The 26,388-nt window shown below is 43.1% G+C and carries 22 protein-coding genes; 8 read left to right on the plus strand and 14 right to left on the minus strand.

Annotated elements, in window-relative coordinates; all coding sequences use genetic code 11:
* Window positions 1-85 precede the first annotated feature (85 nt).
* Both L4C54_RS04475 and L4C54_RS04480 read left to right on the plus strand, forming a co-directional pair.
* The gene (locus L4C54_RS04475) at window positions 86-1,129 is read left to right on the plus strand and encodes an MBL fold metallo-hydrolase (protein ID WP_428807238.1); all 1,044 of its coding nucleotides are present in this window, start codon (window positions 86-88) and stop codon (window positions 1,127-1,129) included.
* A 231-nt stretch (window positions 1,130-1,360) separates the two neighbouring features.
* Complete coding sequence (locus L4C54_RS04480) at window positions 1,361-2,047, plus strand: SDR family oxidoreductase (RefSeq protein ID WP_428807401.1); 687 nt, start codon at window positions 1,361-1,363, stop codon at window positions 2,045-2,047.
* A 22-nt stretch (window positions 2,048-2,069) separates the two neighbouring features.
* Here L4C54_RS04480 and L4C54_RS04485 read toward each other — a convergent pair whose 3' ends face one another.
* Complete coding sequence (locus L4C54_RS04485) at window positions 2,070-4,010, minus strand: DNA topoisomerase III (RefSeq protein WP_428807239.1); 1,941 nt, start codon at window positions 4,008-4,010, stop codon at window positions 2,070-2,072.
* Window positions 4,011-4,094: 84 nt separating this feature from the next.
* Window positions 4,095-4,430: a Grx4 family monothiol glutaredoxin gene (gene grxD / locus L4C54_RS04490; RefSeq protein ID WP_428801317.1), complete on the minus strand. Its 336-nt coding sequence runs from the start codon at window positions 4,428-4,430 to the stop codon at window positions 4,095-4,097.
* A 255-nt stretch (window positions 4,431-4,685) separates the two neighbouring features.
* Between grxD and sodB the strand changes: the two genes are divergently transcribed.
* The 3 genes from sodB (at window position 4,686) to L4C54_RS04505 (ending at window position 6,882) form a co-directional block, all read left to right on the plus strand.
* On the plus strand, window positions 4,686-5,270 hold the full coding sequence (gene sodB, locus L4C54_RS04495) for a superoxide dismutase [Fe] (RefSeq protein WP_428807240.1): 585 nt from the start codon (window positions 4,686-4,688) through the stop codon (window positions 5,268-5,270).
* A 233-nt stretch (window positions 5,271-5,503) separates the two neighbouring features.
* The gene (locus L4C54_RS04500; RefSeq protein ID WP_428801315.1) at window positions 5,504-6,007 is read left to right on the plus strand and encodes a VC2046/SO_2500 family protein; all 504 of its coding nucleotides are present in this window, start codon (window positions 5,504-5,506) and stop codon (window positions 6,005-6,007) included.
* A 191-nt stretch (window positions 6,008-6,198) separates the two neighbouring features.
* Window positions 6,199-6,882 (plus strand): SDR family oxidoreductase, encoded by a 684-nt coding sequence (locus L4C54_RS04505; RefSeq protein ID WP_428807241.1) that lies wholly within the window; start codon window positions 6,199-6,201, stop codon window positions 6,880-6,882.
* 29 nt (window positions 6,883-6,911) lie between these two features.
* On the opposite strand, the gene L4C54_RS04510 is transcribed toward L4C54_RS04505, so the two are convergent.
* Complete coding sequence (locus L4C54_RS04510; RefSeq protein ID WP_428807242.1) at window positions 6,912-7,367, minus strand: low molecular weight protein-tyrosine-phosphatase; 456 nt, start codon at window positions 7,365-7,367, stop codon at window positions 6,912-6,914.
* A gap of 94 nt (window positions 7,368-7,461) precedes the next feature.
* On the opposite strand from L4C54_RS04510, the gene cobO reads away from it, so the two are divergent.
* Window positions 7,462-8,067, plus strand: coding sequence for a cob(I)yrinic acid a,c-diamide adenosyltransferase (cobO, locus tag L4C54_RS04515; protein WP_428807243.1), 606 nt, complete (start codon window positions 7,462-7,464; stop codon window positions 8,065-8,067).
* An 82-nt stretch (window positions 8,068-8,149) separates the two neighbouring features.
* Here the strand turns inward: cobO and L4C54_RS04520 are convergent, their stop codons facing one another.
* The 3 genes from L4C54_RS04520 to apbC form a co-directional block, all read right to left on the minus strand.
* Window positions 8,150-10,354 (minus strand): AsmA family protein, encoded by a 2,205-nt coding sequence (locus tag L4C54_RS04520; RefSeq protein WP_428807244.1) that lies wholly within the window; start codon window positions 10,352-10,354, stop codon window positions 8,150-8,152.
* 154 nt (window positions 10,355-10,508) lie between these two features.
* Window positions 10,509-11,150, minus strand: a complete 642-nt coding sequence (udk, locus tag L4C54_RS04525; RefSeq protein WP_428801310.1) for a uridine kinase — start codon at window positions 11,148-11,150, stop codon at window positions 10,509-10,511.
* Window positions 11,151-11,309: 159 nt separating this feature from the next.
* Entirely contained in the window at window positions 11,310-12,401 is a 1,092-nt protein-coding gene (apbC, locus tag L4C54_RS04530) for an iron-sulfur cluster carrier protein ApbC (RefSeq protein ID WP_428807245.1), read from the minus strand.
* A 157-nt stretch (window positions 12,402-12,558) separates the two neighbouring features.
* Here apbC and metG point away from each other — a divergent pair, with 157 nt between their 5' ends.
* Together metG and L4C54_RS04540 are read left to right on the plus strand one after the other, a co-directional pair.
* Window positions 12,559-14,634: a methionine--tRNA ligase gene (gene metG / locus L4C54_RS04535; RefSeq protein WP_428801308.1), complete on the plus strand. Its 2,076-nt coding sequence runs from the start codon at window positions 12,559-12,561 to the stop codon at window positions 14,632-14,634.
* Between the two features lie 208 nt (window positions 14,635-14,842).
* Window positions 14,843-15,385: a hypothetical protein gene (locus tag L4C54_RS04540; protein ID WP_428801307.1), complete on the plus strand. Its 543-nt coding sequence runs from the start codon at window positions 14,843-14,845 to the stop codon at window positions 15,383-15,385.
* 66 nt (window positions 15,386-15,451) lie between these two features.
* Here the strand turns inward: L4C54_RS04540 and L4C54_RS04545 are convergent, their stop codons facing one another.
* The 8 genes from L4C54_RS04545 to moaE form a co-directional block, all read right to left on the minus strand.
* Window positions 15,452-18,571, minus strand: a complete 3,120-nt coding sequence (locus tag L4C54_RS04545; protein WP_428807246.1) for an efflux RND transporter permease subunit — start codon at window positions 18,569-18,571, stop codon at window positions 15,452-15,454.
* A complete protein-coding gene (locus L4C54_RS04550; RefSeq protein WP_428807247.1) occupies window positions 18,568-19,728 on the minus strand; it encodes an efflux RND transporter periplasmic adaptor subunit in 1,161 nt (386 codons plus the stop codon). Before L4C54_RS04550 ends, L4C54_RS04545 begins: the two co-directional genes overlap by 4 nt.
* Before the next feature lie 231 nt (window positions 19,729-19,959).
* The gene (gene udp, locus L4C54_RS04555; RefSeq protein WP_428801304.1) at window positions 19,960-20,718 is read right to left on the minus strand and encodes a uridine phosphorylase; all 759 of its coding nucleotides are present in this window, start codon (window positions 20,716-20,718) and stop codon (window positions 19,960-19,962) included.
* Between the two features lie 300 nt (window positions 20,719-21,018).
* Window positions 21,019-23,358, minus strand: a complete 2,340-nt coding sequence (locus tag L4C54_RS04560; RefSeq protein WP_428807248.1) for a zinc/cadmium/mercury/lead-transporting ATPase — start codon at window positions 23,356-23,358, stop codon at window positions 21,019-21,021.
* 86 nt (window positions 23,359-23,444) lie between these two features.
* Window positions 23,445-24,929, minus strand: a complete 1,485-nt coding sequence (locus L4C54_RS04565) for an MATE family efflux transporter (protein ID WP_428807249.1) — start codon at window positions 24,927-24,929, stop codon at window positions 23,445-23,447.
* A 95-nt stretch (window positions 24,930-25,024) separates the two neighbouring features.
* Window positions 25,025-25,441: a CBS domain-containing protein gene (locus L4C54_RS04570; RefSeq protein WP_428801302.1), complete on the minus strand. Its 417-nt coding sequence runs from the start codon at window positions 25,439-25,441 to the stop codon at window positions 25,025-25,027.
* Window positions 25,442-25,591: 150 nt separating this feature from the next.
* A complete protein-coding gene (nrtS, locus tag L4C54_RS04575) occupies window positions 25,592-25,807 on the minus strand; it encodes a nitrate/nitrite transporter NrtS (RefSeq protein ID WP_428807250.1) in 216 nt (71 codons plus the stop codon).
* Between the two features lie 121 nt (window positions 25,808-25,928).
* Complete coding sequence (gene moaE, locus L4C54_RS04580) at window positions 25,929-26,387, minus strand: molybdopterin synthase catalytic subunit MoaE (RefSeq protein WP_428807251.1); 459 nt, start codon at window positions 26,385-26,387, stop codon at window positions 25,929-25,931.
* Between the last annotated feature and the right edge of the window lies 1 nt (window position 26,388).

Genomic DNA, 26,388 nt, shown 5'->3' on the forward strand with positions numbered 1-26,388 from the left:
TCAAAATTTTCACATAAACTACACCGTGTAGTTTACTTTTGAGTCTGTAATAATGAATAAGTTAATGGTGATCGGGGGAATAATTATGACGGTAGCAGTAGCAGCGACAATGACGTCTGAACAACACAACGATAAGTTTGTGAATTCTGAGGTTCGTTATCAAACCGATGCCAGTAATCTTTGGGATATAATGAAAGCATATTTCAAGTCAGAAAGACAAGCCGCAACACCGTTACAGGATGTTCCATTAATGCCAGTGACAGCAAAACAACTTACCCTAAGTCATGATGCCATCTATCGACTTGGTCACTCAACACTGCTTATAAGGCTGAATGAGACGCTCATTATGACTGATCCGGTCTTCAGTGACCGAGCATCTCCTGTTCAATGGGCCGGGCCTAAACGATTCCATGAAAGCCCTATATCTATTGCTGACCTACCACCTATTGATGTAGTGATCATTAGTCACGACCATTATGATCATCTTGATAAATCCGCCATCAAAGACCTTAAAGAGAAGGTGAAAGTTTTTATCACACCACTTAAAGTCGGTCAGCGCCTTATTAATTGGGGGGTACCAAGTGAACAAGTCATCGAGTTAGATTGGTGGCAAGAAACCAAAGTGGAAGGCATCAATATCGTAGCTACACCTTCACAGCACTTTTCTGGTCGTGGGCTGTTCGATAAAAATGAGACATTGTGGGCAAGTTGGGTGATACAGAGCAGCGACAAGAATCTTTTCTTCAGCGGTGATAGTGGCTATTTCAGTGGCTTTAAAGAGATTGGTGACAAGTATGGTCCTTTCGATGTCACCATGATGGAGACTGGTGCTTACAACAAGTTATGGAAAGAGATTCATATGATGCCAGAAGAGACTATGCAAGCACATATAGACCTTCAAGGGCGATATTTACTTCCAGTTCACAATGGTACATTCGATCTCTCTTTACATGATTGGTACGAACCATTTGAGCGAATCGTCGCGCTAGGGGAGACAAACAATGTTCCGATCTTAACCCCTATATTCGGCCAAGAGGTGAGGCTTGTCGATGTCACTAGTGAGAGCAAGACTAGTAAACTAGCGAATGAGACAACACCATGGTGGAAGCCGTTTATTGTCTCGAATTAATCCGCCCACGGATTCCCAAGCATTCAGTTGATTTAATTAAGCATATAAATGATAATGATTATCATTTATATGCTTGTTGCTTACTTTTATGTCTAAACAATTATTTCTCTTTTTGGGTGTTATCTCTGGCGCTATTACCGCCGTCACTTTATTCTCTCTCATGATAATTACCAGTTACTGGTTCGTTATAGATGTAATGATAACTTAAGATAATAAGGCTTAAACATGACTGTGAAATCTGTATTTATTACCGGCGGAAATCGAGGAATAGGCCTTAGTTTAGTGAAGTATTATCTCACTGAAGGGTGGTATGTACATACTAGCTACCGCTCGACTGAACAGTCTCAAGATCTTCTCGAACTTGAAGCTCATCAGCCTCTTTTGAAATGCCATCAATTCGATATCACTGATTACCCTAAAATTAGTCAGCTAGCGGGATCACTTCCTCCACTCGACCTCTTAATTAACAATGCGGGCTACTATGGTCCTAAGGGGAGTACGTTTGGTCAGGTCGATGAAGATGAATGGCGTAAAGTGTTGGAAATCAACACCATTGCTCCATTAAAGCTTGTTGAGTCTTTCTACACCAATTTACTCGAAGGAGAATTAAAGAAGATCGCCTGCATATCTTCAAAAGTCGGGAGCATGACAGAAAACATGTCTGGTGGAGGGTATATATATCGATCTTCCAAAGCCGCACTAAATTCAGTAGTAAAAAGCTTAAGTAATGACCTAAGCTCCCAAGGGTTCAAAGTTGCCGCCCTTCACCCTGGATGGGTAAAAACTGAAATGGGCGGACCAAATGCTCTCATCGATACTGAAACTTCAGTGTCTGGCTTAACTCAGGTCATCGAGTCACTTACAGATGCACAAAGTGGGCATTTCATTAACTTCGATGGCAGTAGTATTCCTTGGTAGCGCTACTTATACGCAAGTGTCATTACGAACTCGTCTTTGGCTTCTTAGAATAACTGCGCTTTTTACGTTTAAAGGCTGGGCGCTCAACTTTAGGTAGAGAACGCAACGACTCGGGAACAGCATTCACTTTTACCTCAGACATAATAGACGTGACGCGCTGTTCCAAAGCCTGCATAAATGGTGAATATGCTTGGTTCTTCTCAGCCATACCTTGCAGCTGATGCTCCCAATGCGCCGTCATATCAGGGAATGTAGACTCTTTTGGCAGAGCATGAATGAGCCCTCGCCCCGCTCCACTTCCCATGATGCTTTTTCCTTGTCTTACCAATAGCTGCCTTTTAAATAAGGTATCAAGAATGCCTGCTCGTGTTGCTTCCGTTCCAAGCCCATCTGTTTCCTTGAGTATTCCCTTTAGGCTTTTATCTTCAACAAAGCGTGCAATTCCTGTCATCGCCTGCAGTAAAGTTGCTTCGGTGAAGTGTTTCGGTGGCTCTGTTTTTCTATCGTGAATCACGCCTTCTCGGCAAATTAATTCAGTGCCTTTAGGAATCGCAGGAACGGTATCAATCGAAGAATCATCATTGTCACTTTTTCCCATCAAGACTTTCCATCCGGCCTCAATCAGTTGCTTGCCTTTCGCGATGAACACACCGCCCGCAATATCAAACTCTAGCTTGGACTCTGCGTAAACGGCTTCAGGATAAAATTGCATCAAATACTGGCGAGCAATCTGCAGGTAAATTTTCATTTCATACGCAGACAATGAATTAATAGATGCTTTTTTAGGCGTCGGGATAATCGCATGGTGCGCGTCCACTTTTTTATCATTCCACGCTTTGGATTTAATCGACAAATTAGCGTTATTTACTGCATCACTTAGCTCTTTTGCATTGCTGGCTATCGCTTGGGTAACTACCGCTGCTTGTCCGTAATGTTCAACAGGTAAGTAACGACTATCTGATCGCGGATAGGTAATTAGCTTATGTTTCTCATAAAGAGACTGACAGGTATCAAGCACTTGTTGCGCGCTCATACCAAAGCGTTTAGCCGCATCAATTTGAAGCGAAGATAAAGAGTAAGGTAGTGGTGAGAATTGCTTAGTTTTCTTCTGCTCTGACTTAGTGACTGTCGCAGGCTGATTAGCAATACGCTGCGCGACATTCTCAACCAGTTTTCGATTTAGAATTCGACCTTCTTCATCCTGCCAAGGTTCACACGCTTCACTTGGTTTCCATTTCGCCACAATATCAAAGGGTTTCGTTGCATCCTGATAGGGGATCAATGCATCTAGGGTGAAATAATCTTTTGATACGAAGTTTTCGATCTCTTCATCACGACGAACAACCAGGCCCAATACAGGCGTTTGTACACGCCCTACCGATAACACGCCTTGATAGCCTGCTTTTTGCCCAAGTAAAGTATACGCCCGCGTCATATTCATGCCATAAAGCCAATCAGCTCGAGAGCGTGCTAAAGCAGAAATGGATAAAGGAATAAAGTCTCGGTTACTGCGCATACTAGAGATGGCTCTTTTCACCGCGGGAAGGTTCAAGTCACTAATAAGCAATCGCTGCGCAGCTTCTTTCTTCCGCTTTCCTACTTTGCAATAATCAAGAACCTCATCTACTAGCAATTGCCCTTCTCTATCTGGGTCACCAGCATGAACAATTGAGGTCGCCTCTTTTAATAGCTTTCGAATGACAGTGAGTTGCTTACTGGATGTTTTTCTCGGTCGAAGTTGCCATTGGTCTGGCACTATTGGTAAGTCAGCAAGGTTCCATTTTTTATAACGATCATCATAAGCATCCGGTTCAACTTGTTCTAAAAGGTGACCAATACACCACGTGACTATGTCGCCGTTACCGCAACGAACAAAACCTTGATCCTTTTTTTGAGGACTTGATAAGGCCGCGGCAATTGCTCGACCTAAACTGGGTTTTTCTGCAATAAATAGACGAGACATAAAATAATCACTTTAAAAACAATGAGGGCCACATTTTAAAATGTGGCCCTCATATTACAAGCAATATTGTGTATTTATACAGTATTACTCAGCGTCGTCTTGTACGTTCGCCATCGCTTCTTTAACTAAAGGCTGTAGTTCGCCTTTTTGGAACATCTCTAGAATGATGTCACAACCGCCAATTAGCTCACCTTCAATCCACAATTGTGGGAAAGTTGGCCACTGTGCGTAAGCTGGAAGCTCGGCACGGATATCTGGGTTTTGTAGAATATCTACGTAAGCAAACTTCTCGCCACAAGACATTAGCGCTTGTGATGCTTGAGAAGAGAAGCCACAGCTAGGTAGCTTTGGAGATCCTTTCATATATAGAAGGATTGTGTTTTCTGCGATTTGCTGTTTGATTTTGTCGATAGTTTCCATTGCTTCCTCTGTATCGATGTCCTGCGTTTAGTCCGTCATTCTAAGACCATTGCCAAAGAATAAAAAGCTTTGATATTGTAAGGTTATTAAATTGTTCTCAATTCGCACTAAATTTGTAAGAAAACCAATCGCAAACCTTTTAATAAAGTAAAAACTTGCTAAACTAGATCGCAAGTCGCCTTGGCAGACAAAAATAAAATAATATTGGAAGCAATAAAGAGAGTGAGCACTCTCAACTAACTGGAGAATTAAGCAATGTCATTTGAACTACCAGCACTACCTTACGCAAAAGACGCACTAGAACCACATATCTCAGCTGAGACTTTAGATTTTCACCACGGTAAGCACCACAACACTTACGTTGTTAAGCTAAACGGTCTTATCCCTGGTACTGAGTTCGAAGGTAAAACACTAGAAGAGATCGTTAAGACTTCTACTGGTGGCGTATTCAACAACGCTGCACAAATCTGGAACCACACATTCTACTGGCACTGTCTTGCTCCTAAAGCAGGCGGCGAACCAACAGGTGCTGTAGCTGACGCGATCAACGCTGCATTCGGTTCTTTCGAAGAATTCAAAGCTAAATTCACTGATTCTGCAATCAACAACTTCGGTTCTTCTTGGACTTGGCTTGTTAAAAATGCAGACGGTTCACTAGCTATCGTAAACACGTCTAACGCAGAGACTCCTCTAACAGAAGAAGGCGTAACACCACTTCTAACTGTTGACCTTTGGGAACACGCTTACTACATTGATTTCCGTAACGTTCGTCCTGATTACATGGGTGCGTTCTGGAATCTAGTAAACTGGGATTTTGTAGCACAAAACCTAGCGAAGTAATTCGAACGGGTTCTTAGCTACGGTTAATTCTTAAGTATATAAGTCCCCCGCTCAATTTAGTCATATTGAAAGCCTGCACTTACTTTATATAAAGAAATGCAGGCTTTTTTTGTTCAAGCTCCACTCACACTTTCACAATGTCTTTACCATCTAAAATAATCCTCGCTACTTAGCAGATAAACCTAAAGTTATCCAAGTACTTGCCGTTAAAAGTGAATTCAACGGGGAGTGTTATGCAAGTACATACGTTAGACAAAGCCGGTATTATCAACGAGCTACAATTTGGCACGGGGATCAATCATGCCGTCCATGCTGGTAGACGCGCTGATTTTTCGCTCATTCTTTCGATGTTCTCGGACGATGTTCGTGATAATACGCCCGTTGAAAAGATAGAAGAGCCAGAAATCACCGATCAAACTCTGCGTAAACGGTTTGAGTTACAACCTCCACAGCAACTTCGTTCCGATCAGAGTTCCTATGACATTTCGGCGAGCCAAGCGAATGCGTTCCATAAAGGTGGGATGGCAAGTGCTAAGTTAAATCACTACCTAATACCTGAAACGTTGACTTACCTACCGGAAGATACTCATGATCTACCAGAAGAGGTATATCACAACCTTTCTGGTCATCTTCGACGGCAACTCTCTGAAAATAAACCCAAAAATCTATTACCTGTGGATCTCTATAATCAGCTTGTTGTTGCCCAGCGCAGCTTTGAAATACGCGCGCAAGCTTAATCTATCAATCTCACTATTAAGACCCATTCGACAAATGAATGGGTTTATGTGACATCAGACTAACTTTCGTAATTAATGTGCTTCATCCACAGCTTATTTGATGTTATTCACACCTAAACCACAGTTAATGAACCATGCTATGTGGACAAAAAAATCCCACCAATAAAAATAGACAAGGGGTATTGTCATCAATGGATATTAAAAGTGCTGTCATATTAATTACATCTGCCGGTTCGTTGTTAGGGGGAACACTGGCAACCCACTTTGCGTCACTGGGCGCGAAGCTTGTTTTGTGCGATCAAAACATTCAACTACTCAATGATACCTATAATCGCTGCAAAGCAATCTCAGATGATGTGTACTTTTATAAGGTTGAAGACTATTCATTAGACTCTATTCATCAGCTATTTGATTTCGTTGATGATAAATTTCAACGATCACCAGATGTTCTTGTCAATAACTGGCCGAACGCCCCTTTACCGGGATTAATCGGCAACCAGTCGGCAGAACAGTTTTCTCATAAAATAAGCACTCTGGCATCAACACTGTTTGGCTTTGGTCAAGCCAGTGCAGAGCGAATGTGCCTTGAGAAGAAGAAGGGCGTGATCGTAAACGTGATTTCTGTGGATGATGGACACGACCTAGAAGGCTTTGAAAATGCATCATCTATCGTGACTGGTTTTACCCAAAGTTGGGCTAAAGAGCTAACGCCTTTTAATATTCGTGTCGGTGGTGTTGTACCTGCTCTTAGCCATTCTTCTAAAACGCATGATTATCATTGGCCACAAGTACGAGACGAGCTGATTAGAAATACAGAGTATATTGTTGCCAACGATTACTTTAGTGGCCGTATAATGTCGGCAGAGGCGTCTTAATTGCTACATAACAATCGTTCTAAAGCTAACTAACTATGCAGCTGCTTCAAAATTTGTTCAGCTGCCTCTTCAATCAAATCCAACACCAGTTCAAAACCTTTATCCCCACCGTAATAGGGATCTGGGATCTCATTGTAATCAGATTCTGAATAACTTAAAAACAGCGCTAATTTATGCTGATACCTATCAGGGCAAACATCATAAAGATCAGCCAGATTCGCCTTATCAGCCGCTAAAATCAGATCAAATTTTTCAAAATCACTGCTAATGACTTTTCTAGATTGAATACCTTTAAAGCTGTAACCTCTTCGCTCCCCTGCTTCCATAGCACGTGAGTCAGGCGCATTTCCCTGGTGATAGCCAATTGTTCCAGCAGAGTCTATTTCTACAGCCACTCCCTTCTCTTCTGCTTTGGTTCTTAATACTGCTTCACCTGTTGGCGAGCGACAAATGTTTCCCATGCAAATTATGAGGATTTTTTTCATTACTTATCCTTAAGTTATTTACCTGATTAGAGTTTATTACGACTGCTAACTTCAGTTATGATATCTAAAATTGCTTCAATAAAAAGGATTTACCATGTCACTTGACGACAATAAAGAATCACGTCACAAAGCCCGCCAGCAAAAAGTAAAAGAAAAAGTCGATGAAAGAATCGCCGCAGCTCAGGAAGAGAAAGGTTTACTGCTTATCATCACAGGAAATGGCAAGGGCAAATCAACGTCTGGTTTTGGTACTGTCGCTCGCGCTGTGGGTCATGGGTTAAACTGCTCAGTCGCACAATTTATCAAAGGTACTTGGGATAACGGGGAAAAAAATCTTCTCGAAAAGCTGGGCGTTGAGTTTCAAGTCATGGCGACAGGGTTTACTTGGGAAACCCAAAATAAAACGTCAGATATCATCGCAGCTCAAAAAGTGTGGCAAGAGTGCAAACGCATGCTTCAAGACGATGCTATCGACGTTATTCTTTTTGACGAACTGACCTACATGGTGAGCTACGGGTATATTGAGCTAGATGAAGTCGTCGAAGCGCTGAATAACCGTCCAAAAATGCAATCGGTGATCATCACTGGCCGTGGGGCTCATCGTAGCTTAATTGAAATGGCGGATACCGTTTCCGAAGTTAAGAACGTGAAGCACGCTTTTGAATCGGGCGTCAAAGCGCTTAAGGGCGTCGACTGGTAACCTAGCACCTTCTTAATGAAGAATTGAAAGTAATAAAACAAAAGGGCCGCACTAAGCGACCCTTTATATTTTTAAAAGCGGTTTAATTAAATAACCCTTTCAACGCACCTCTTATCGCGTCTTTGGTCTTCTCATCACCAAGCTTGTCGCCGTATTTCTCTTCCAGCTTGTTCAAGCCGCGATCAATCTCTTTTTCTGCTTTCTGTTTCAATACATCATCAAAGATAAGTGAGAATTGAGGCTGAGCCCAAGTACCATGAATACGGATAGGAATAGTCACATCTTTTAGCTCATCAATGTTCTTTCCACCTTGACCTTTTAAAGAACCAACAACCGATGTACTGATCGTCATATCAACAGTTTCATTTATATAATTAGCCTGCCCCTCTCCTCTCACTCTGAGTAAAGGAGATTGAGCGGTAAGGTTATTTGTTGTTACCACACCTTTATTCAGTTTCAGCGTCGCTTTCATTGCACTAAAATCAGTTTTCTGCGGCTCATCATGATCATCAATTTGTCCACCAGTAAAGCGAGCGTAATTATCACGAATCACCTGAGCAATGTTAATACCATTCACCGCCCCATCTTCAAAGTTGATATCAACTGTACCGACCAAGTTTTTCTTAATGCCTGCTGGCGTTAAGCTCTTGCCTTTCACATCAACATTGATGTTACCCGTGCCTTCTAGCATTTCATTTTGAGCAACATCTTTTAGCAGTGGTAAAACTTGTACGCCCTTAATTCGCTTCTTAGCGGTATAACTTGCCGGGCTCTTACGTGCATCTAATTTTGCCGTCGCCGTAATAGAACCGTCGTAAAGCTTCGAACTAAATGATGTCAGTTCTGCTATGCCACGATTTACTGAAAATTGAGTAGTAACGTCCTGCATCTTAGCGTTGTTTGCTTTGAACTTATCGATCACTATCGAGCCTTTTACATCTAACGTTTTTAATGCTGAAAGATCGGGTTCAACTTCAGCGCTACTTTCATTGGAAGTAGGCTTAGCTGATGATGTCTTGGCTGATTTTGACTCGCCAGCTTCTGGTGACTCTGGGCTTGTAGCACCTTTAGCTTGTGTTTTCTCTTGGCCTAAACCTAAGAATTCATCTAAATCGATATTTGGGCTATGGAGATTAAAGCGAACTTTAGGAATATCCAACAATGTCACATTCGCTTCGCCATCTAATTCAATTGCATTCGCCGTCAGCTTTTCAAGAATAAACTGAAGATGGTTTGTGGTTAGGTCAAAGCTTAAGTCGGATGCCATATCCACTTTCATTGGGCTTTGAGGAAGAGAGTCCCCTTTGAATGTTGCATCAAGTGTTAGCTTATTCAGCAATACCTTAGAGATTGCACTATCGACACTTAACTGACCTGCCCCTTTCATATCAAGATCCAATCCTGCCGCATTACCAGCAATGATATAGGTCAGGTTATTTACCTTGTCGAACTCAAAGGTATCTAAACCAATTTTGGCAGAATCTATAGTATTCGCAGGGTCACTAAAGCTTGCGTCTAGGTCTATATTCTTCAACGCGTAATGGGCAAAGTCAGACGCCAATTTAAACTCGGCTTGACCTTTTGCTGCAAATTTCTGTTGGTTACTTTGACCTTTAGCGGCAAAGGTTGCTGTCGTCCAGTTATCAAATTCAAACTGAGTTAAGCCAAGCGATACATCGTACAACTTAGTAAATGATCCCGCTTGATGATCTTGGATATCAAGCACTGCATTTGAAACCGTCACACCCGCTAGGTTAATTGTCCATTGCGACTGTGTTGCGTCTTGAGAAATTTCAGCTTGACTAGCCGTAGTCTCCGATGAGGCAGAAGCACTAGATTGAGTATCCTGAGATGACGTGGTACTCGTTTGTTCTGGCTTGGTCGCTTCATTTTGAGCTTGGGTTAGCGCGTCAATATTACGAACGCCAGATTTTAGCGTTTCTAGATAAAATTCAGCACCGTCTAACGTGACATTACCAATTTCTAGCTGCTGACTAAATAGTGGCATAACAGACACATCAATGCCGATTGACTCCACTTTAAACAGATTTGGTTGGCTAAAACCTTGTGGATTCTTTAGTGCTGTTTTTCCTAATTCAAAACCAATAGAAGGAAAGAACTGCCAGCTAATATCACCCTCAATAACTAAATCTAACCCTGTATTCTGTTTTGCTTGTTCAACAATCAGCGGTTTAAATTGATTAGGATTAACGAAAAATACGAGGGCTGCAATCGCAACGATAATTGCGAATAGTGGGATGGCAATGAACAAAAACAGTTTTTTCATTAGCTTTTTCCTTGCTGGAAGTAATTCCTTTCAATCATTGTCTAGGAATTGGAAAAAAGAAAGTGGCACTTAAAGTGCCACTTCTCTTAATAAAAATAAAGACTCATTCGCTATCTAAACGTGAGAATTTGGTCAATCTTAGGCTCTAGTAACCTTAAGATTTTAGTAATTTAGCAATATGCGCTTTTAACACATCAATCGCAATACGGTTTTTACCACCGCGTGGAACAATAATGTCCGCGTACTGTTTTGAAGGTTCAATAAACTGCATGAACATAGGGCGAACCGTCTCTTGGTATTGAGTCAATACCGACTCCATTGTACGTCCACGTTCCTCAACATCACGTTTAACACGACGAAGTAAACAGATATCCAATGGTGTATCCATAAAGACAGTTGCATGCATTAAATCGCGTAAACGAGGATCAGTCAGCAACAAGATACCTTCTAAAATGATGACTTTCTTTGGCGTTAGTGTGGTGGAGTTTTCCATGCGAGTATGCTCTGAATAACTATATTCAGGTACTTCTACCGCTTCGCCTTTTATCAGCTGCTCTAGGTGTTGACACAATAGATCGTGATCGAGAGCTTTAGGGTGGTCATAATTGGTTTTTACACGTTCTTCCATGCTGAGGTGGGTTTGATCGTTGTAATAACAGTCTTCCGTGATGACACCAATTTGGTCATATCCTACTTTGGCACACAGTTCTTTATAGACCGTACTTGCGATTAAACTTTTACCAGAAGCAGATGCGCCAGCAATTCCGATGATGACACATTGATTATTCTCAGACATTATTATACCCAGTGATGATTTGGAGGAACAGATAAACGGCCCGATTATAGGCAGTTCATTCATTAGATTCTAGTCGTCTACTGAGTTTAATGTCAGCTTTTAAATAAATAGAATAACAAACCGCCATGCAATCGATTACCTGGTATATACCGCTTGCTGTTATTCACCAATTAGCTGAAAACTGATCGCGTCAGGTTTAGGTTCTCCTTGCCAAAATAAGCAACTACACACACGTTCAGCCAATGCTAAGTAACGCTGGGTATGTTCACATTCAGCATCTGGAATATCACTGGATGCCACCGTTGGTAGGCCACGGTCGATATCTTCACGTACTTTTATATGCAATGGGATTTGTGCCAATAACGACAATCCATATTCCGCAGACAAACTTTGTGCACCACCAGCTCCGAAGATATGTTCTTTCTCACCGCAATGGCTGCAGATGTGATAACTCATGTTTTCAACTAAGCCGACAACGGGAACATCCACTTTTTTAAACATCGCGGCACCTTTACGTGCATCGGCTAAGGCAAGATCTTGTGGGGTGGTCACGATGACTGCGCCAGTGACCGGAATTTGTTGTGAAAGCGTTAATTGAATATCGCCCGTTCCCGGTGGCATATCTATGACCAAATAATCGAGATCTGGCCACTCCGTCTCATTCACTAATTGCGCTAATGCTTTCGACGCCATTGGACCACGCCAAATAGCCGCTTCATTTTTATCAACAAGATAGCCGATTGAATGGGTATGAATGCCGTGCGCCTCTATGGGTTGCATCCACTTATTATCACGAACTTGCGGCTGCGCATCCTCTTTTCCCATCATCATAGGTACTGAAGGGCCATAAACGTCGGCATCAAGCAGTCCGACTTTCGCGCCCGACTTAGCAATCGCCAGAGCCAAGTTCACCGATGTGGTGGATTTACCAACCCCACCTTTTGCCGATGTCACCGCGATGACGTTTTTCACCCCTTTAATGGGCTGTGATACTTGGGTTTTAAGTGTTTTGATCACCGCTGAAACTGAAAACTCAAAGGGCGCGACGAGCTGTTTCTTCTGTGCTGATTCAATCCAATGCCTAAGTAAATCAATCAGTTCATTGGCTGCAAATGGAATAGAGATCTGAAAAATGCCACTCGGCAATACAGTCACTAGGCCAGTTTGATTAGCCCAACCTTCGATTAGATTCTGGTGTTCAAATTCATTGAGCCACTGGCAAAACTCTTGTTTAGAATGAAACTGACGCATAACTTCTCCTTTTTTAGCAATCCTAACACTCGCAGAGTCTTGACTGAACCCCAAAAAAACTGAGGGAATAGACTCTGCCATGCCTTGGAGTTAATCGCGTCATGCGGTAGTATTAGCCATCATTTTTATACCTATCAATTAAAGCGAATAATTAACTATGGCGACTGACTCAAGAAACCTTCCTTCAAGAAAAATGCTGGTAACTTGTGCCCTTCCGTACGCTAACGGTTCAATTCACCTTGGTCATATGCTTGAGCATATCCAAGCGGACATTTGGGTTCGTTATCAGCGTCTACGTGGCAACACTGTAAACTTCATCTGTGCAGACGATGCTCATGGCACGCCAATTATGCTTAAAGCACAACAGATGGGTATTACTCCTGAAGAGATGATTGCGGCAGTTAGCGAAGAGCACCAAAAAGACTTCGCCGGTTTTGATATCAGCTTTGATAACTACCACAGCACGCACTCTGAAGAGAACCGTGAACTGGCTTCTCACATCTACCTAGAGCTTAAAAAGAACGGCTTCATTTCTAGCCGTACTATCTCTCAGCTGTTTGACCCAGAAAAAGAGATGTTCTTACCAGACCGTTTCGTAAAAGGTACTTGCCCTAAGTGTAAGTCTGACGATCAATACGGTGACAACTGCGATAACTGTGGCGAAACATACAGCCCAACTGAACTGATTGACCCTAAGTCAGCAGTATCAGGCGCAACGCCAGTAATGAAAGATTCTGAGCACTTCTTCTTTGATCTTCCTCAGTTTGAAAGCATGTTAAAAGAGTGGACTCGCTCTGGATCGCTACAAAACGAAACTGCAAACAAAATGCAGGAGTGGTTTGAATCAGGTCTTCAACAGTGGGATATCTCACGTGATGCGCCTTACTTCGGTTTTGAAATCCCAGGCGAGAAAGACAAGTTCTTCTACGTTTGGCTAGACGCACCAATCGGTTACATGGGTTCATTCAAAAACCTGTGTGACAAACGTGACGATCTTGATTTCGACGAGTACTGGAAAAAAGACAGCTCTACTGAGCTTTACCACTTCATTGGTAAAGACATCGTTTATTTCCACAGCCTATTCTGGCCTGCAATGCTAGAAGGTTCAGGTTTCCGTAAACCAAACAATGTATTCGTACACGGCTACGTAACGGTGAACGGCGCGAAAATGTCTAAGTCTAAAGGGACATTCATTAAAGCGGGTACTTACCTAAACCACCTAGACCCAGAATGCTTGCGTTACTACTACGCAGCGAAACTGAACAACCGCATTGACGATCTTGATCTGAACCTTGAAGACTTCACACAGCGTGTAAACGCTGACGTAGTAAACAAGATTGTTAACCTTGCTTCTCGTAACGCAGGTTTCATTTCTAAACGTTTTGAAGGCAAGCTGTCGGCTAACTTCGCTGAACCTGAACTGTACAACGAATTTGCACAAGCCGCTGACCGTATCGCTGAGATGTTTGAAGCGCGTGAATTTAGCCGTGCAATTCGTGAAATCACAGCACTGGCTGACAAAGCTAACCAATACGTTGATGAAAAAGCACCGTGGGTTGTGGCGAAACAAGAAGGCCAAGATCAAGAGCTGCAAGACATCTGTTCTGTGGGCATTAACCTGTTCCGTGTACTAATGACTTACCTTAAGCCAGTTATGCCTGAGCTTGCTGCCCGTACTGAAGCTTTCCTTAACGAAGAGCTAACGTGGGAAGGTGTTGCATCTCCACTTGTTGACCATGAAATCACTAAGTTCAAGGCGCTGTTTAACCGCATCGACCCTAAGAAAGTAGAAGCTATGGTCGAAGCTTCGAAAGAAGATGCCGCTGTTGAAATGGCAGCAAAAGAGAAAGCAGAAGCTGACAAGAATAAAGCAAGTCAGACTGAGCTAGACAAAGACCCAATTGCAGAAGAAATTGAGTTTGATGCCTTTGCGAAAGTGGACATGCGTATTGCTCGTATTATCTCTTGTGAAGAAGTGCCAAAAGCCAACAAACTGCTGAAATTCCAATTGGATATCGGTGGTGAAACACGTCAGGTATTCTCAGGTATTAAATCTGCGTACAAGCCTGAAGAACTAGAAGGTAAGCTTACCGTTATGGTCGCGAACCTTAAGCCTCGTAAGATGAAGTTTGGTATGTCTGAAGGCATGATCCTAGCCGCTGGCCCTGGTGGCAGTGACCTGTGGATCCTTGAGCCACACGAAGGTGCACAGCCTGGTATGCGCGTTATGTAATATCCACTTCTAGCTTCTAATGATGAAGCTAAAAGCAGGAAATAGAACTCCCCGTTATTGCTATCTAAATTTGGCATCAAATAACGGGGATTTTTTTGTCTCTAAAAAAGCGAACTGTAAAGGGTTCGTAAAGTTACGTATTGGTATATTGTAATAACGCTATACGTTCTATAGGCTACGGCAATCATGATGATAAATTGAGTGTGTAATGAGATTCCTAGTATTGGCAACAACCGCTTTATTAAGCACAGCAGTAACGGCTAAGCCCTTTGTAAACGCACAAATTGGCGTAGGTTCAGATAAAGCCAACAAGGTTTCAATCGGATACTCAGTCGATAAGCATTCAATCTCTCTGGGCTATATGGCAAGCGAAGGAAAGAGCGACAAAACCTATTTAGACAATTCAGGAAATGCTACAGAGCGACATGAAACAGAAGCTGAATTTGCAACGATTGACTATTCGTACATCCTCGGTAGTTTTGATGGTTTTGATATGTTCTTAAATGCTGCGATTGGTGTTGGTAATAGCGACAATACTTTCATCGAGACTGAGTTTTCTCCGTCAACAGAGACGAAAACAGACAGTAAACATACTGCGACTTACTACGGGCTACATTTCGGATTATCACGTACATTCGAAAGTGTCGATAACCTGAGCCTATATGGCTTAGTTGGAATTGATTCATACGACTATGAAACCTTTGATAGCGGTGGCCTTTCTGGAAACATCGGACTTCGATATACATTCTAAAACGTAAAAAGCAGGCTAATTAGCCTGCTTTTTATTTATCCGTAATCGGTCTCGATAAAGTTATGATTACTGACTCTCTGGCTGCCACCACCATTGGTAAAACTTACGGCTTCCACTCTTAATATCGTTCAATACTAAATACAGAATTGGTACTAACAATAAGGTTACGAAGGTAGAGAACAGAATACCGAACGCCAGTGACACCGCCATAGGAACCATAACCTGAGCTTGAAGGCTGGTTTCAAGCATCATCGGTACCAAACCAAAGAACGTGGTTAAAGAGGTTAAAATAACCGCTCTAAAGCGGAAGCAGCCCGAGTCAATCGCAGCCTGTGCGATACTCCTACCCTCTGAACGGGCTCGGTTAACATAGTCGACTAAAACCAATGAATCGTTCACGACGACACCGCCTAAAGCGATAATCCCCGTCATACTCAACATACTCATCGACAGCCCTAAGAATAGATGCCCAAATAGCGCACCAATCATGCCAAACGGTATGACCGACATAATGATCATCGGTTGAGTATAGGATTTCAACGGAATAGCGAGCAGAGTATAAACGGCCAGTAAAACAAACAACGCTCCTTGAGCTAAAGCGACCATCGACTCTTGCTCATCCAAGCTTGCACCGCCCAGCTTGACTGACAAACCATCATATTTTTCAGTAAGCTCTGGAACAAAGTTTGATAGCACATCATCGACAACTTTCTTAGGCTCTGCGACATTAGTATTCACATTAGCAACGATCGTCAATGCACGGCGATTATCTTTACGGTTAATCGACGAATATGAATCGTCCAGCTCCACCTCGGCAACCGTTGAAAACGGTACACTCTCACCGGAAGGCGTGCGGATTAACATGTTTTCTAAGTGACCAATACTGCGCCGCTCTTCACGTGGGTAGCGCACCATCACCTTCACTTCTTCTTTGTCTCTCAGCAATCGTTGTGCTTCATAACCAAAGAAGCCATGACGAACCTGAGAAGCGAGATCGAGTAAGCTTAACCCTAAGGCTTCCGCTTCAGGTTTGATCTGTAGGCGAATCTCACTAGAACCTGACGAGAAGTTGTCAGATACATCATAAAGACCATTATATAACGCGAGCTTTTCTTTTAACTCTTCAGAAGCAGACGTTAGCGCGTCTAAATCATCCGATGCTAGCTCAAATGTCACAGTATTGGTTTGAGCGCCCCCTCCCGCGTCAAACGAGAGCTTGTTGACTCCGACTAACGTTGGTAGTTCTGCTCGCCATTTATCCGCAATCTGAACGCCATCGATCTGGCGATCTTCCGCTTTAGATAGCTCAACAAAAAACTCAATGTTGGTGAGTGAGGCTTTCACTACAAGATAGTGGTCGACAACAGAATGCCCAAACTCTTCCGTCACTTTTTCATCCATTTGATGAAGCGATTTCTCAATCAGCTGCGCCGTTTCTATAGTGCGTGCTTCCGAAAAAGCGGGCTCCATCTCTAATGTGACATGGATATAGTCAGACGGCATATCAGGGAAAAACACCCAGCGAACCTTGCCGCTCATCACTAGCGCGACTGAGAGCATTAACACACCGAAAAATACCGCTAATACTCGATACCGATATTGAATACACAGCTCTAGGAATGGTTTATACCGCTCCACAACAAAGCGATTTACTTCTCCATTAAAAGCTTGTTTCGCTTTCACAAATCGATTCGGTTTCTTATTCGGATTTAGCTTCATGTGTGCCAAGTGCGCTGGCAATATCAGCTTTGATTCAATCAGTGAGAAAACAAGGCAGAGAATCACGACCCAAGCAACGGCCTCACTCAGGCTTTTCATTGGCCCAGAGATCATCAACATTGGAATAAACGCCACCATGGTCGTCAATACACCGAACGTGGCGGGTGTTGCTACTTTTCGTACACCTGTTACGACGCTATCAACGCTATGACCATTTTTTTCAATTTCTTGCGCCGCACTTTCACCGGTCACGATCGCATCATCAACCACAATACCCAACACCAAAATAAAGGCGAACAAACTGACCATGTTGAGTGTGACGCCAAATGGCGGGTGAGGCATTAAGAAGAATGCGCCTAGGAAACAGACGGGAAGGCCCATCATGACCCAAAAGGCCAATTTTACGTTCAAAAATAGAGCTAATATTGCAAACACTAGGATCGCACCAAACACGATGTTCGAAATCATCATGTCGAGTCGGCCATCAAGGTAGTGTGTAAGATCTAACCAACTGTCCATAAACACGCCATCGGGTAGCGCTTTCTTATGCTCATCTAACCATGCATTGACCTGTGTAGAAATCTCAACGGCATCTTGGCTGTCCACACTATTCACTTGAATAATGGCAGCAGGATAACCATTAAAACGAACGTAGTTATCCCAATCAATAAACCCATCTCGAACATCGGCTACTTGTGAAAGCAAAATTCGACTTCCGTCTGCATTGGCAGCAACAACAATATTGGTAAAATCGCTTTCTCGGTAGGCTTGCGCCTTAGTGCGAAGCAAAATATTACCGTCATCAGCGCGAATTGAACCACCAGGAAGATCAAATGAAGAACGCTGAACAGCTTGAGCAACTTCATTGAACGTTAGTCCGAATTCACGTAACTTTTGTTCGCGAACTTCAATCGCAATTTCGTAATCTAACGCACCAATGAGATCCGCGCTCGATACTGCGGGTAACGACGTAAACTCATCACGAGTCTGCTTAGCCAGCTCTTTCATCTCATGATCAGTTAAATCACCATAAATAGAGACAAACATCACCAAGTTCTTCGGCTTTATTTGGAAAATATTTGGATTTTCAATGCTATCGGGAAAGGTCGAAATAGAGTCAACTTCTAGCTTAATTTCATCCAAAATATCTTTTGGCTTGTAACCTGAGTCCACCTCAACGGTCACTGTACCTACACTGTCTGCCGCCACCGAAGAGAGCTGCTTGATACCACGAATATCTTTGATCGCCTCTTCGATTTTGATATTAATGCCCTCTTCAATCTCCTGAGGCGCAGCTCCGGGGTAGGCAACGGTTACTTGAACAAAGTTAGTCTCAATCGTTGGGAACACTTCTTTATTGAGAGTAAATACGCTAAACAAGCCACCAATAATCAATAACCACATGATGAGGTTTGCTGCTACTGGGTTATGAGCAAACCACGCTATGATGCCACGTTGCTGACTCATTGCTCACTCTCCTGAGCATTAATAATAGTGACTGTTTGATCGGCTTTGTACTGACTAATCGGCGTCACTGATATTCTCTCACCATCGGTGAAGCTTGATTGAATGTAGGCAAACTCTTCATCTTGGCGAATGATATTAACGTTCCTAGGTTCGAGTTGTTCTTCGCTATTAACCACATAGGCCTCACCATTTCGTACAAGGTTTCGCGGCAGTACGACAACATCTTCAACCGTATTTGCTACTACTTGCGCAGTAACATAGCTGCCAAACTTCAAAGACGGCTGATTACATGTAGGCTGAGCAAGACAATACGGGTCTTCAATTTCGGCAATTAAATTGAACATACGAGAATTTCGGTCAATAACACGCTCACTTCTCGCTATCACGGCTGGGTAATCAAACTTCTGTCCTGCATATCTAACTTGCAGCATGCCTGATAAAGAGACGTCATCATTGATTGGCAGGTAAGCAAGGTCGTTATTGGAAATAGGCAGTGAGACCTCTGCTTGCTTAGTATCATAAATGTCGGCGATTGGTGCACCGACAGTTAAGTACTCACCTAAACTGGCATGACGCTCACTCACTAAACCGTCAAAAGGGGCCCGAATAACGGTTCTTTGAACATTCCGTATCGCACGTTTAACTGCGGCCTGAGCAAACTTCACATTCGCTTTTTCTCGTTTGACCTGTGGAACCCGTAAACCCAATTTTGGCGCTTTCCCCTCGCCAACGTGAGCCCAATCTCGCTTAGCAACTTCTGCTCTAGCCAGTTCTTCTTCTAGCAATGCTTTCGCCTGAGCAAGTGATGCCTTAGCCTGCTCTAGATCGGCTTCATAATCAGAGGGATCGATATTAGCCAGTACTTGACCTTTTTTAACCAAACCACCCACCAGCAAATCAGGCGCTAACATGACGATTCGGCCTGAAATTTCACTCACAATTTTGGACTGGTATTTCGGTTCAACAAAACCATAAGAATCGACGTGAAAAGTAACGGTTTCAGGATTGGCTTCTAATACTTCGATACGAAGTACTGTTGGCTCAATAGCTATCTGCTCGGGTTCTTCTTTAGTCGCGATAAGTATCTTAGAAGCAATGAAAAACAGACCTAGAATGATAAGCGGCGCAGCTCTTCTAGCTATGAGTGCTAAATTCATGAAAATCCTTAAATGGGAAAGCAATAATTAGTTTTGAATTGTGATGAAAAAATCACGCAGTATTATTCCAGTATATAACGACTGATACCCTGCTCTTCCTCAATAATACGCTTTTGCTATTGTCTCGTCTTGAATACATAGATAAAAAAAAGCCACTGATAAGAATCAGTGGCTTTTGAATCAATAACTTGCCAAAGGCAAGCTAACTGTATTTCTATATGATAAGAATCGTTACAGCATCTTACGTGCAGCTTCTACTACAACTTTGATTGAACGCGCTTCTGTCGTCTTCAACGTTGCGTGATCTGGTGTCTCTTTTTGAGTACGGTTGATAATTACACCCGCAACACAGCCAGCTTTCAAGCCAGAGCTTGCACACATGGTTAGTAGCGTTGCTGATTCCATTTCAAAGTTCAGCACGCCCATGTCTTGCCACTCTTGCATCGAACCTTGGAAGCGCTTAACTACGCGACCAGAGAATGTATCGTAACGCTCTTGACCTGGGTAGAACGTATCGCTTGAAGCAGTTACGCCCATGTGTACATTTGCACCTGACTCTTCAACGGCTGCTTTCATTGCTGTTGCGACTTCGAAATCAGCTACCGCAGGGAACTCCATTGGAGCAAAGTGTAAGCTTGCGCCGTCTAAACGAACTGAGCCTGTTGAAACAATCATATCACCCACATTCACATGCGGCTGAATTGCGCCAGTGGTACCAACACGTAGGAAAGTACGAACACCTAGCTGCGCAAGCTCTTCAACAGCGATAGACGTTGATGGGCCACCAATACCGGTTGAACAAACTACAACTGGTTTTCCATCTAGTTCAGCACGATAAAGCGTATATTCACGATGGCTTGCTAGAAAAACTGGATTCTCCATCTCTTCAGCAATTTTTTGTACACGTGCAGGATCACCTGGGATAATCGCAAGTGTTGCGCCTTGTAGATCAGCTTCAGTAATACCTAAGTGGAAAACAGCTTGAGACATAAGTCACTCCTTTTGCAGCTTATTCAGCTATGGTTTATTCGTTACGTTAATTGGACGAACTGTAGGTTTATTGTTCACAGGGTTACTGTATCTAACCTCACCACAACAAAGAGTGATCACAATCACAACCAAAAACCACAAGTGACATTTCATTTCACAGAAAAACGATTGGCATCACACTTTAAGTTCAGGATTGAACAATTGGTTTCATAAAATTGATAGCCACTTCGATTTGAAGTGGCTATCAAATTACATCGTTTATATTTTTCATCGATAGAGTTGTGAAAGTGCCATCATGACCTAATCACTAAACTTCGATTTAAACTTCAATAATCGTAGCGCGTTTAATGTCACTAATGCTGTTGCTCCACTATCCGCCAATACCGCAACCCAAAGCCCTGTAATACCCAATAAGCTAGTGACCAAAAATACGGATTTTAAACCAAGTGCTAAAAACACGTTTTGTCTGATGTTAGCGAGCGTCGCTCTTGAAAGCTCAATCATGCCCGACAATTCAACCAATCGGTTATGAGTAATAGCGGCATCGGCGGTTTCTAGCGCAACGTCTGTACCACCACCCATCGCTATACCGATACTGGCCGCTTTCATCGCAGGCGCATCATTGATGCCGTCGCCAACCATCGCGACATTGTCGTTTTGAGAGAGTTGTTCAACATAACTCACTTTATCTTGGGGAAGTAAGCTAGCTTTGAAATCGATATCGATTAACCCACTGATCGCCTGCGCACTGCGAGGGTTATCACCGGTTAACATAATTGAGTTAATACCAAGAGATTGAAGTGCTTTCACCGCCTGTTTTGCGTCTTCTCTAAGCGTATCTTGCCAAGCAATGATGCCAATGCATTCCATATTGCCTTTAATGGCGACGACAACCGTTTTACCTTCGTCTTCTAGCTTCTCTATCGTTGCTACGGTTTGATTATCTAATTCAAAGTCAATCTTACTTGGGGCACTCACTTGATAGTGCTCACCATTCACAACGCCGCGAACACCACTGCCAATCAAGGCTTGTTTCTCAGTTGCCTCAGGCAGTGAAATTCCCATACTCTCAGCTCGTTTCACTAGGGATACAGCCAGAGGGTGGCTTGAACCCACTTCAATCGCACCGACAACTTCGAGTAGTGACGACTCTTGCCACTGATCAAACGCAATAACATTCGTCACTTCAGGCTTACCCTTAGTTAGGGTGCCCGTTTTATCGAATGCCACGGTTTGTATTTTACCAAGTTGCTCTAATGCCGCTCCGCCTTTAATCAGTGCACCTCTACGCGCTGCCGCAGCAAGACCTGAGGTTATAGCTGCAGGTGTTGAAATCACTAAAGCACATGGACACGCGATAAGCAGCAAGGCTAAACCACGATAGATCCATGTTTCCCATGGCTGTGAAAATAACAAAGGAGGCATGGTAATAACGGCTAACGCGACAACCATCATTAACGGTGTGTACCAACGGCTGAATTTATCTAAAAAACGCTCTAACGGAGCTTTGCGTGATTCCGCTTCTTCAATCAAATGCAGAATTCGATCAATCGCATTTTCACCTTGTTTTGAGGTAATAGTGAAACGAACGACTCGATCCGCAACAACGGCACCCGCCATGATAGCTTCGCCTTTATAACGTTCGACAGGGATAGATTCGCCCGTTAGCGCACTTTCATCAAAACTAGCGGCTTCATCGTGAAGCGTACCATCTGCAGGAAGCCTAGCACCGGGTGAAACCTCAATGACATCACCAGGGTTAAGCTCGCTTACTGAGACATCAACACGTTTACCATCAACAATTTTCGTTGCGGTTTCTGGAACCAAAGCCATCAAAGCTTGAACACCACTTCTTGCTCTTGATGCAGCAAAAGCTTCTAAACGTTCCCCGATAAGAAACAAGAGTAATACCATCGCCGCTTCAACAGTTTCGCCAAGATACAAAGCGCCTAAAGCAGCAACGCTCATCAGTGTTTCAATCGAAAAAGGGGTTCCGGATTTAGCCAGCAACAGTGCTTTCTTCCCAATCGGGTACAAACCAGCTAAACAAGTAAAAACAAATAACCATTCACTTACTTGAGGAAGTGTCGGCTTAATTAGTGCGGCGAACACCATCGCTAAAGCAATGGCGATAATTTTGATGTTTTGCTTAATGACTGACTGCCAACCCATTTGGACCTCAGGCTTTGCAGTATTGTTTGGAGAGGTAAAGGTAAAGCCTGCATTGATCACGGCTTGTTCAATGCTATTGACGATAGATGGGTCGTTAAACTTTGTGACCAATTTTTCCGTCGCGAATAGAACTTTAGATTCTACAATGCCATCGATTTTATTAACGGCTGTTTCTACTTTTCTTGCACATGCTGGACAATCCATTCCTTCGATTTTCCAGCTTTGGCTCAATAACGTTTGTGCTGTTTCTTTAACAGGTGAAGCAGTAGCTGTGGACCCACCGGACTCACCTTCCTCATCATTAGGGCTCGCGCCACTGTCACAAGAGTCTGAAGCACAGCAACCAGATTCTGACGTCGCAACACCTGCCATTTGAATTGAGTTTATTTTAGGGGCAGCGCAAGAGCTGCTTGCTGTTGCAACTGGCGCTACCTTATTTGAGCGGCAACCCGCATGTTTTGTGCACATATTGTTCTCTCCGTAATCCATGTTCAAAGAATGAGCTATGTTTACAGAAAGTATAAACCTTTGAGCCTACTCCAAGGTCAAACGGTTTATTTCGTTTTATTGGTTTTTTTAATATCAGGGTGAATGACGGCCATTAACTCTTCATCGATAATTGCGTCATCAATTAAAACAGCATCATGTGTACAAAAAGGTTGAGAGTTAACACAGGTAAATGAAGGATCATCATCTATTTCTGGCTCTTGCCCCTGCATCATTCCAGCAATGTGTTTCCTGAGCATAAACATCGCGATGACACCAAATACAATCGTACCTACCGCTTGCCCATACAGAACACCTAGCGCACCAAACCACTGCGCACCAAAGTAGACAAAAGGAAGTGTTCCAATGGTTGCTTTACCTAGGTTAAGCGCAGTTGAATACAATGGCTTACCTAAATTGTTAAATGAGGTATTGGCGACGAACAGGGTCCCATTAAACACAAAGCTTATCGCCACGTAAGTACAAAAAGCAGCAACAATGATCGCCGCATCACCTTCAAGGCTAAACATAGCAACAATCAGATCTTGAGCAAAATAGAGAACAGCACAAACAATTAAGGTGTACGTTGTAGTCACAATTAGCGAGTTGTTCAGTGTCTCTTTTACCCTATCAAAACGCTCTGCACCGAAGTTCTGCCCGATAATAGGGCCCACAGCGCCAGAAAGAGCAAAAATAACCGCAAAACAGACGGGAATAAGGCGTCCTATCACCGCATAGCCTGCGACAAAATTCTCACCAAACTGAGCGATTGAAGAAGTCACTATTGCGTTACCCACTGGTGTTGCGATATTAGTAATAATCGCAGGTGCAGCAATGGCCAAAATGACTTTCAAATTGCGTTGCCAAACGACAAACGAAGGTCTTGCGACCAACTTATGAACCTTGATCAGTGGATACAGAGAGAAGAACAGTACGGTGAAACGAGCGATAACCGATGCTAAGGCAGCACCTTCGACATTCCAACCAAAGCCAAAGATAAATAACGGATCTAACACCGCATTCACTAACCCGCCCGATAAGGTTGCCCACATAGACCGCTTTGCATCACCCGCCGAACGTAACCCTGCGCCCGCAGCCATTGCTAGAGCAATTACAGGTCCACTAGGTAACAATATCTCTAGATAAGCTTGAGCCCTTTCCGCTGCGAATCCCTGAGCGCCAATCAGCGCAAGTAACTCTGGGATATAAACATACATCAGCGCACAGACAATCGAGCTAATAACGAAAGCTGTCGTCATAATGCTAGCACTGAGCTGCCGCGCATAATCACGTTTCTTAGAACCAATGGCCTTCGAGACCAATGCCCCCATCGCAATGGACGTACCAATCGATATTGATGTTGAGAAGAACACTAAACTACCAGCAAACCCAACAGCTGCAGCCAATTCAACTTGACCGAGCATACTGATAAACAGCATATCAAGCAGATCGACTACAAAAAGTGCCATCAAACCAACAGACCCCGCACCAGACATGACAAGGATATGCCTCATCGTTGAGCCTTCGACAAATTTAGCGGTCTGGTTTGACATCGTGTTCTCCTAGAGCATTGCTTTTAGTAAAAAAGAAAGGCGCATTAAATTATGCGCCTTACATTTTGTTACTTTTATATATTAGCTACAAACTATCACACAGGATGCTTAAAGCAATCATCAATACTCTTTCCGATTGCACGCAGAACATCACGACGACTGATTATTCCGACCAATTTTTCATTATCAATCACCGGATACACCTTAGGTTTACCAACTTTCATTTTGTCGGCCATCTCTATAATGGTTGTTTCTGGTGATACCGAGAGCACTTCTTGGTGCATACAATCACTCACTAGGTGCGTGTCTTGGCAGAAATAGCTAACTTTTACCAGCTTATCGAGTAAGTCTTGCTCAGATAGAAAACCGATCACTTTCTCCTGATCATCTATAACTGGACCACCAAGATGCGTACATTTCATTACTTTCTGTAAAGCCACACTTAATGACATGTCAGGCTTAAATGTTACCGCCTGAAGCGTCATATAGTCTTTTACTCTTTGTGATTCCATAACTTACTCCTTAAGCTACAATTTTTACTGCGTATAAGGTAATTGTTGTCTAATTTCTTGATTTTACTAAATGGTTTTGGCCAATTTTATCAATAGATTTTTCCTATTAATCGGTTAAGCCCCATGTGGCCTGACTTCTAACTAAATGACTTAGCCACTATTTTTCTGTTCTTGTGCGATATCTCTCATTGTAATCACACTGCTTACCAGTGAAACGCCGAAGGGAACACAGTAAGTTAGAACCGCTTTTAGCCATTGAATGGCCACGCCACCAAAAATTGCGTCGTATTGGTTAATGATATTTAGCAATGTTCCTACGATCAGCGCAATCAACACAGCACGTTTAATCACTTTTCTGCTTACCACGCCTTAAACTCCCCTTCGCTCACCTTTCTCTAGTATGGCAAAACTATTGATCTCATCTTGTGCTGCATGATCAAAAAAGGTTAACCGAAGTTAACCTTTATCTAAGCATTTTCCATGCCTGCTATTTGTTATTCCACCGCTCTGCAGCTTTAGCATCTGAGTCTCTCGATTCCACCCAGCGAGTTTCTTCCGTGGTTCGTTCTTTTTTCCAAAACGGAGCTTTGGTTTTCAGATAATCCATAATGAACTCACACGCTTCAAACGCTGCACCTCTATGTGCACTAGAAACACCGACAAAGACAATCTGATCACCAATATCGAGATCACCCACACGATGAATCACACGTAAGTTTAATAACGACCATCGGCTCTCTGCCTGATCGCAGATCTCTGACAGCGCTTTTTCAGTCATGCCAGGGTAATGCTCTAGCGACAGTCCGGTTACGTTATCGCCCAAGTTCATATCGCGAACCTTACCAATAAACGTAACAACAGCGCCGGACTGGGTGCCCTTAGCTAAATAGTCATATTCATCCGCTACAGAAAAATCTCCATATTGGACGCTAACTCGGTTATCCATC

This window comes from Vibrio lamellibrachiae, from assembly GCF_050337265.1.
Taxonomy (GTDB): Bacteria; Pseudomonadota; Gammaproteobacteria; order Enterobacterales; family Vibrionaceae; genus Vibrio; species Vibrio kyushuensis.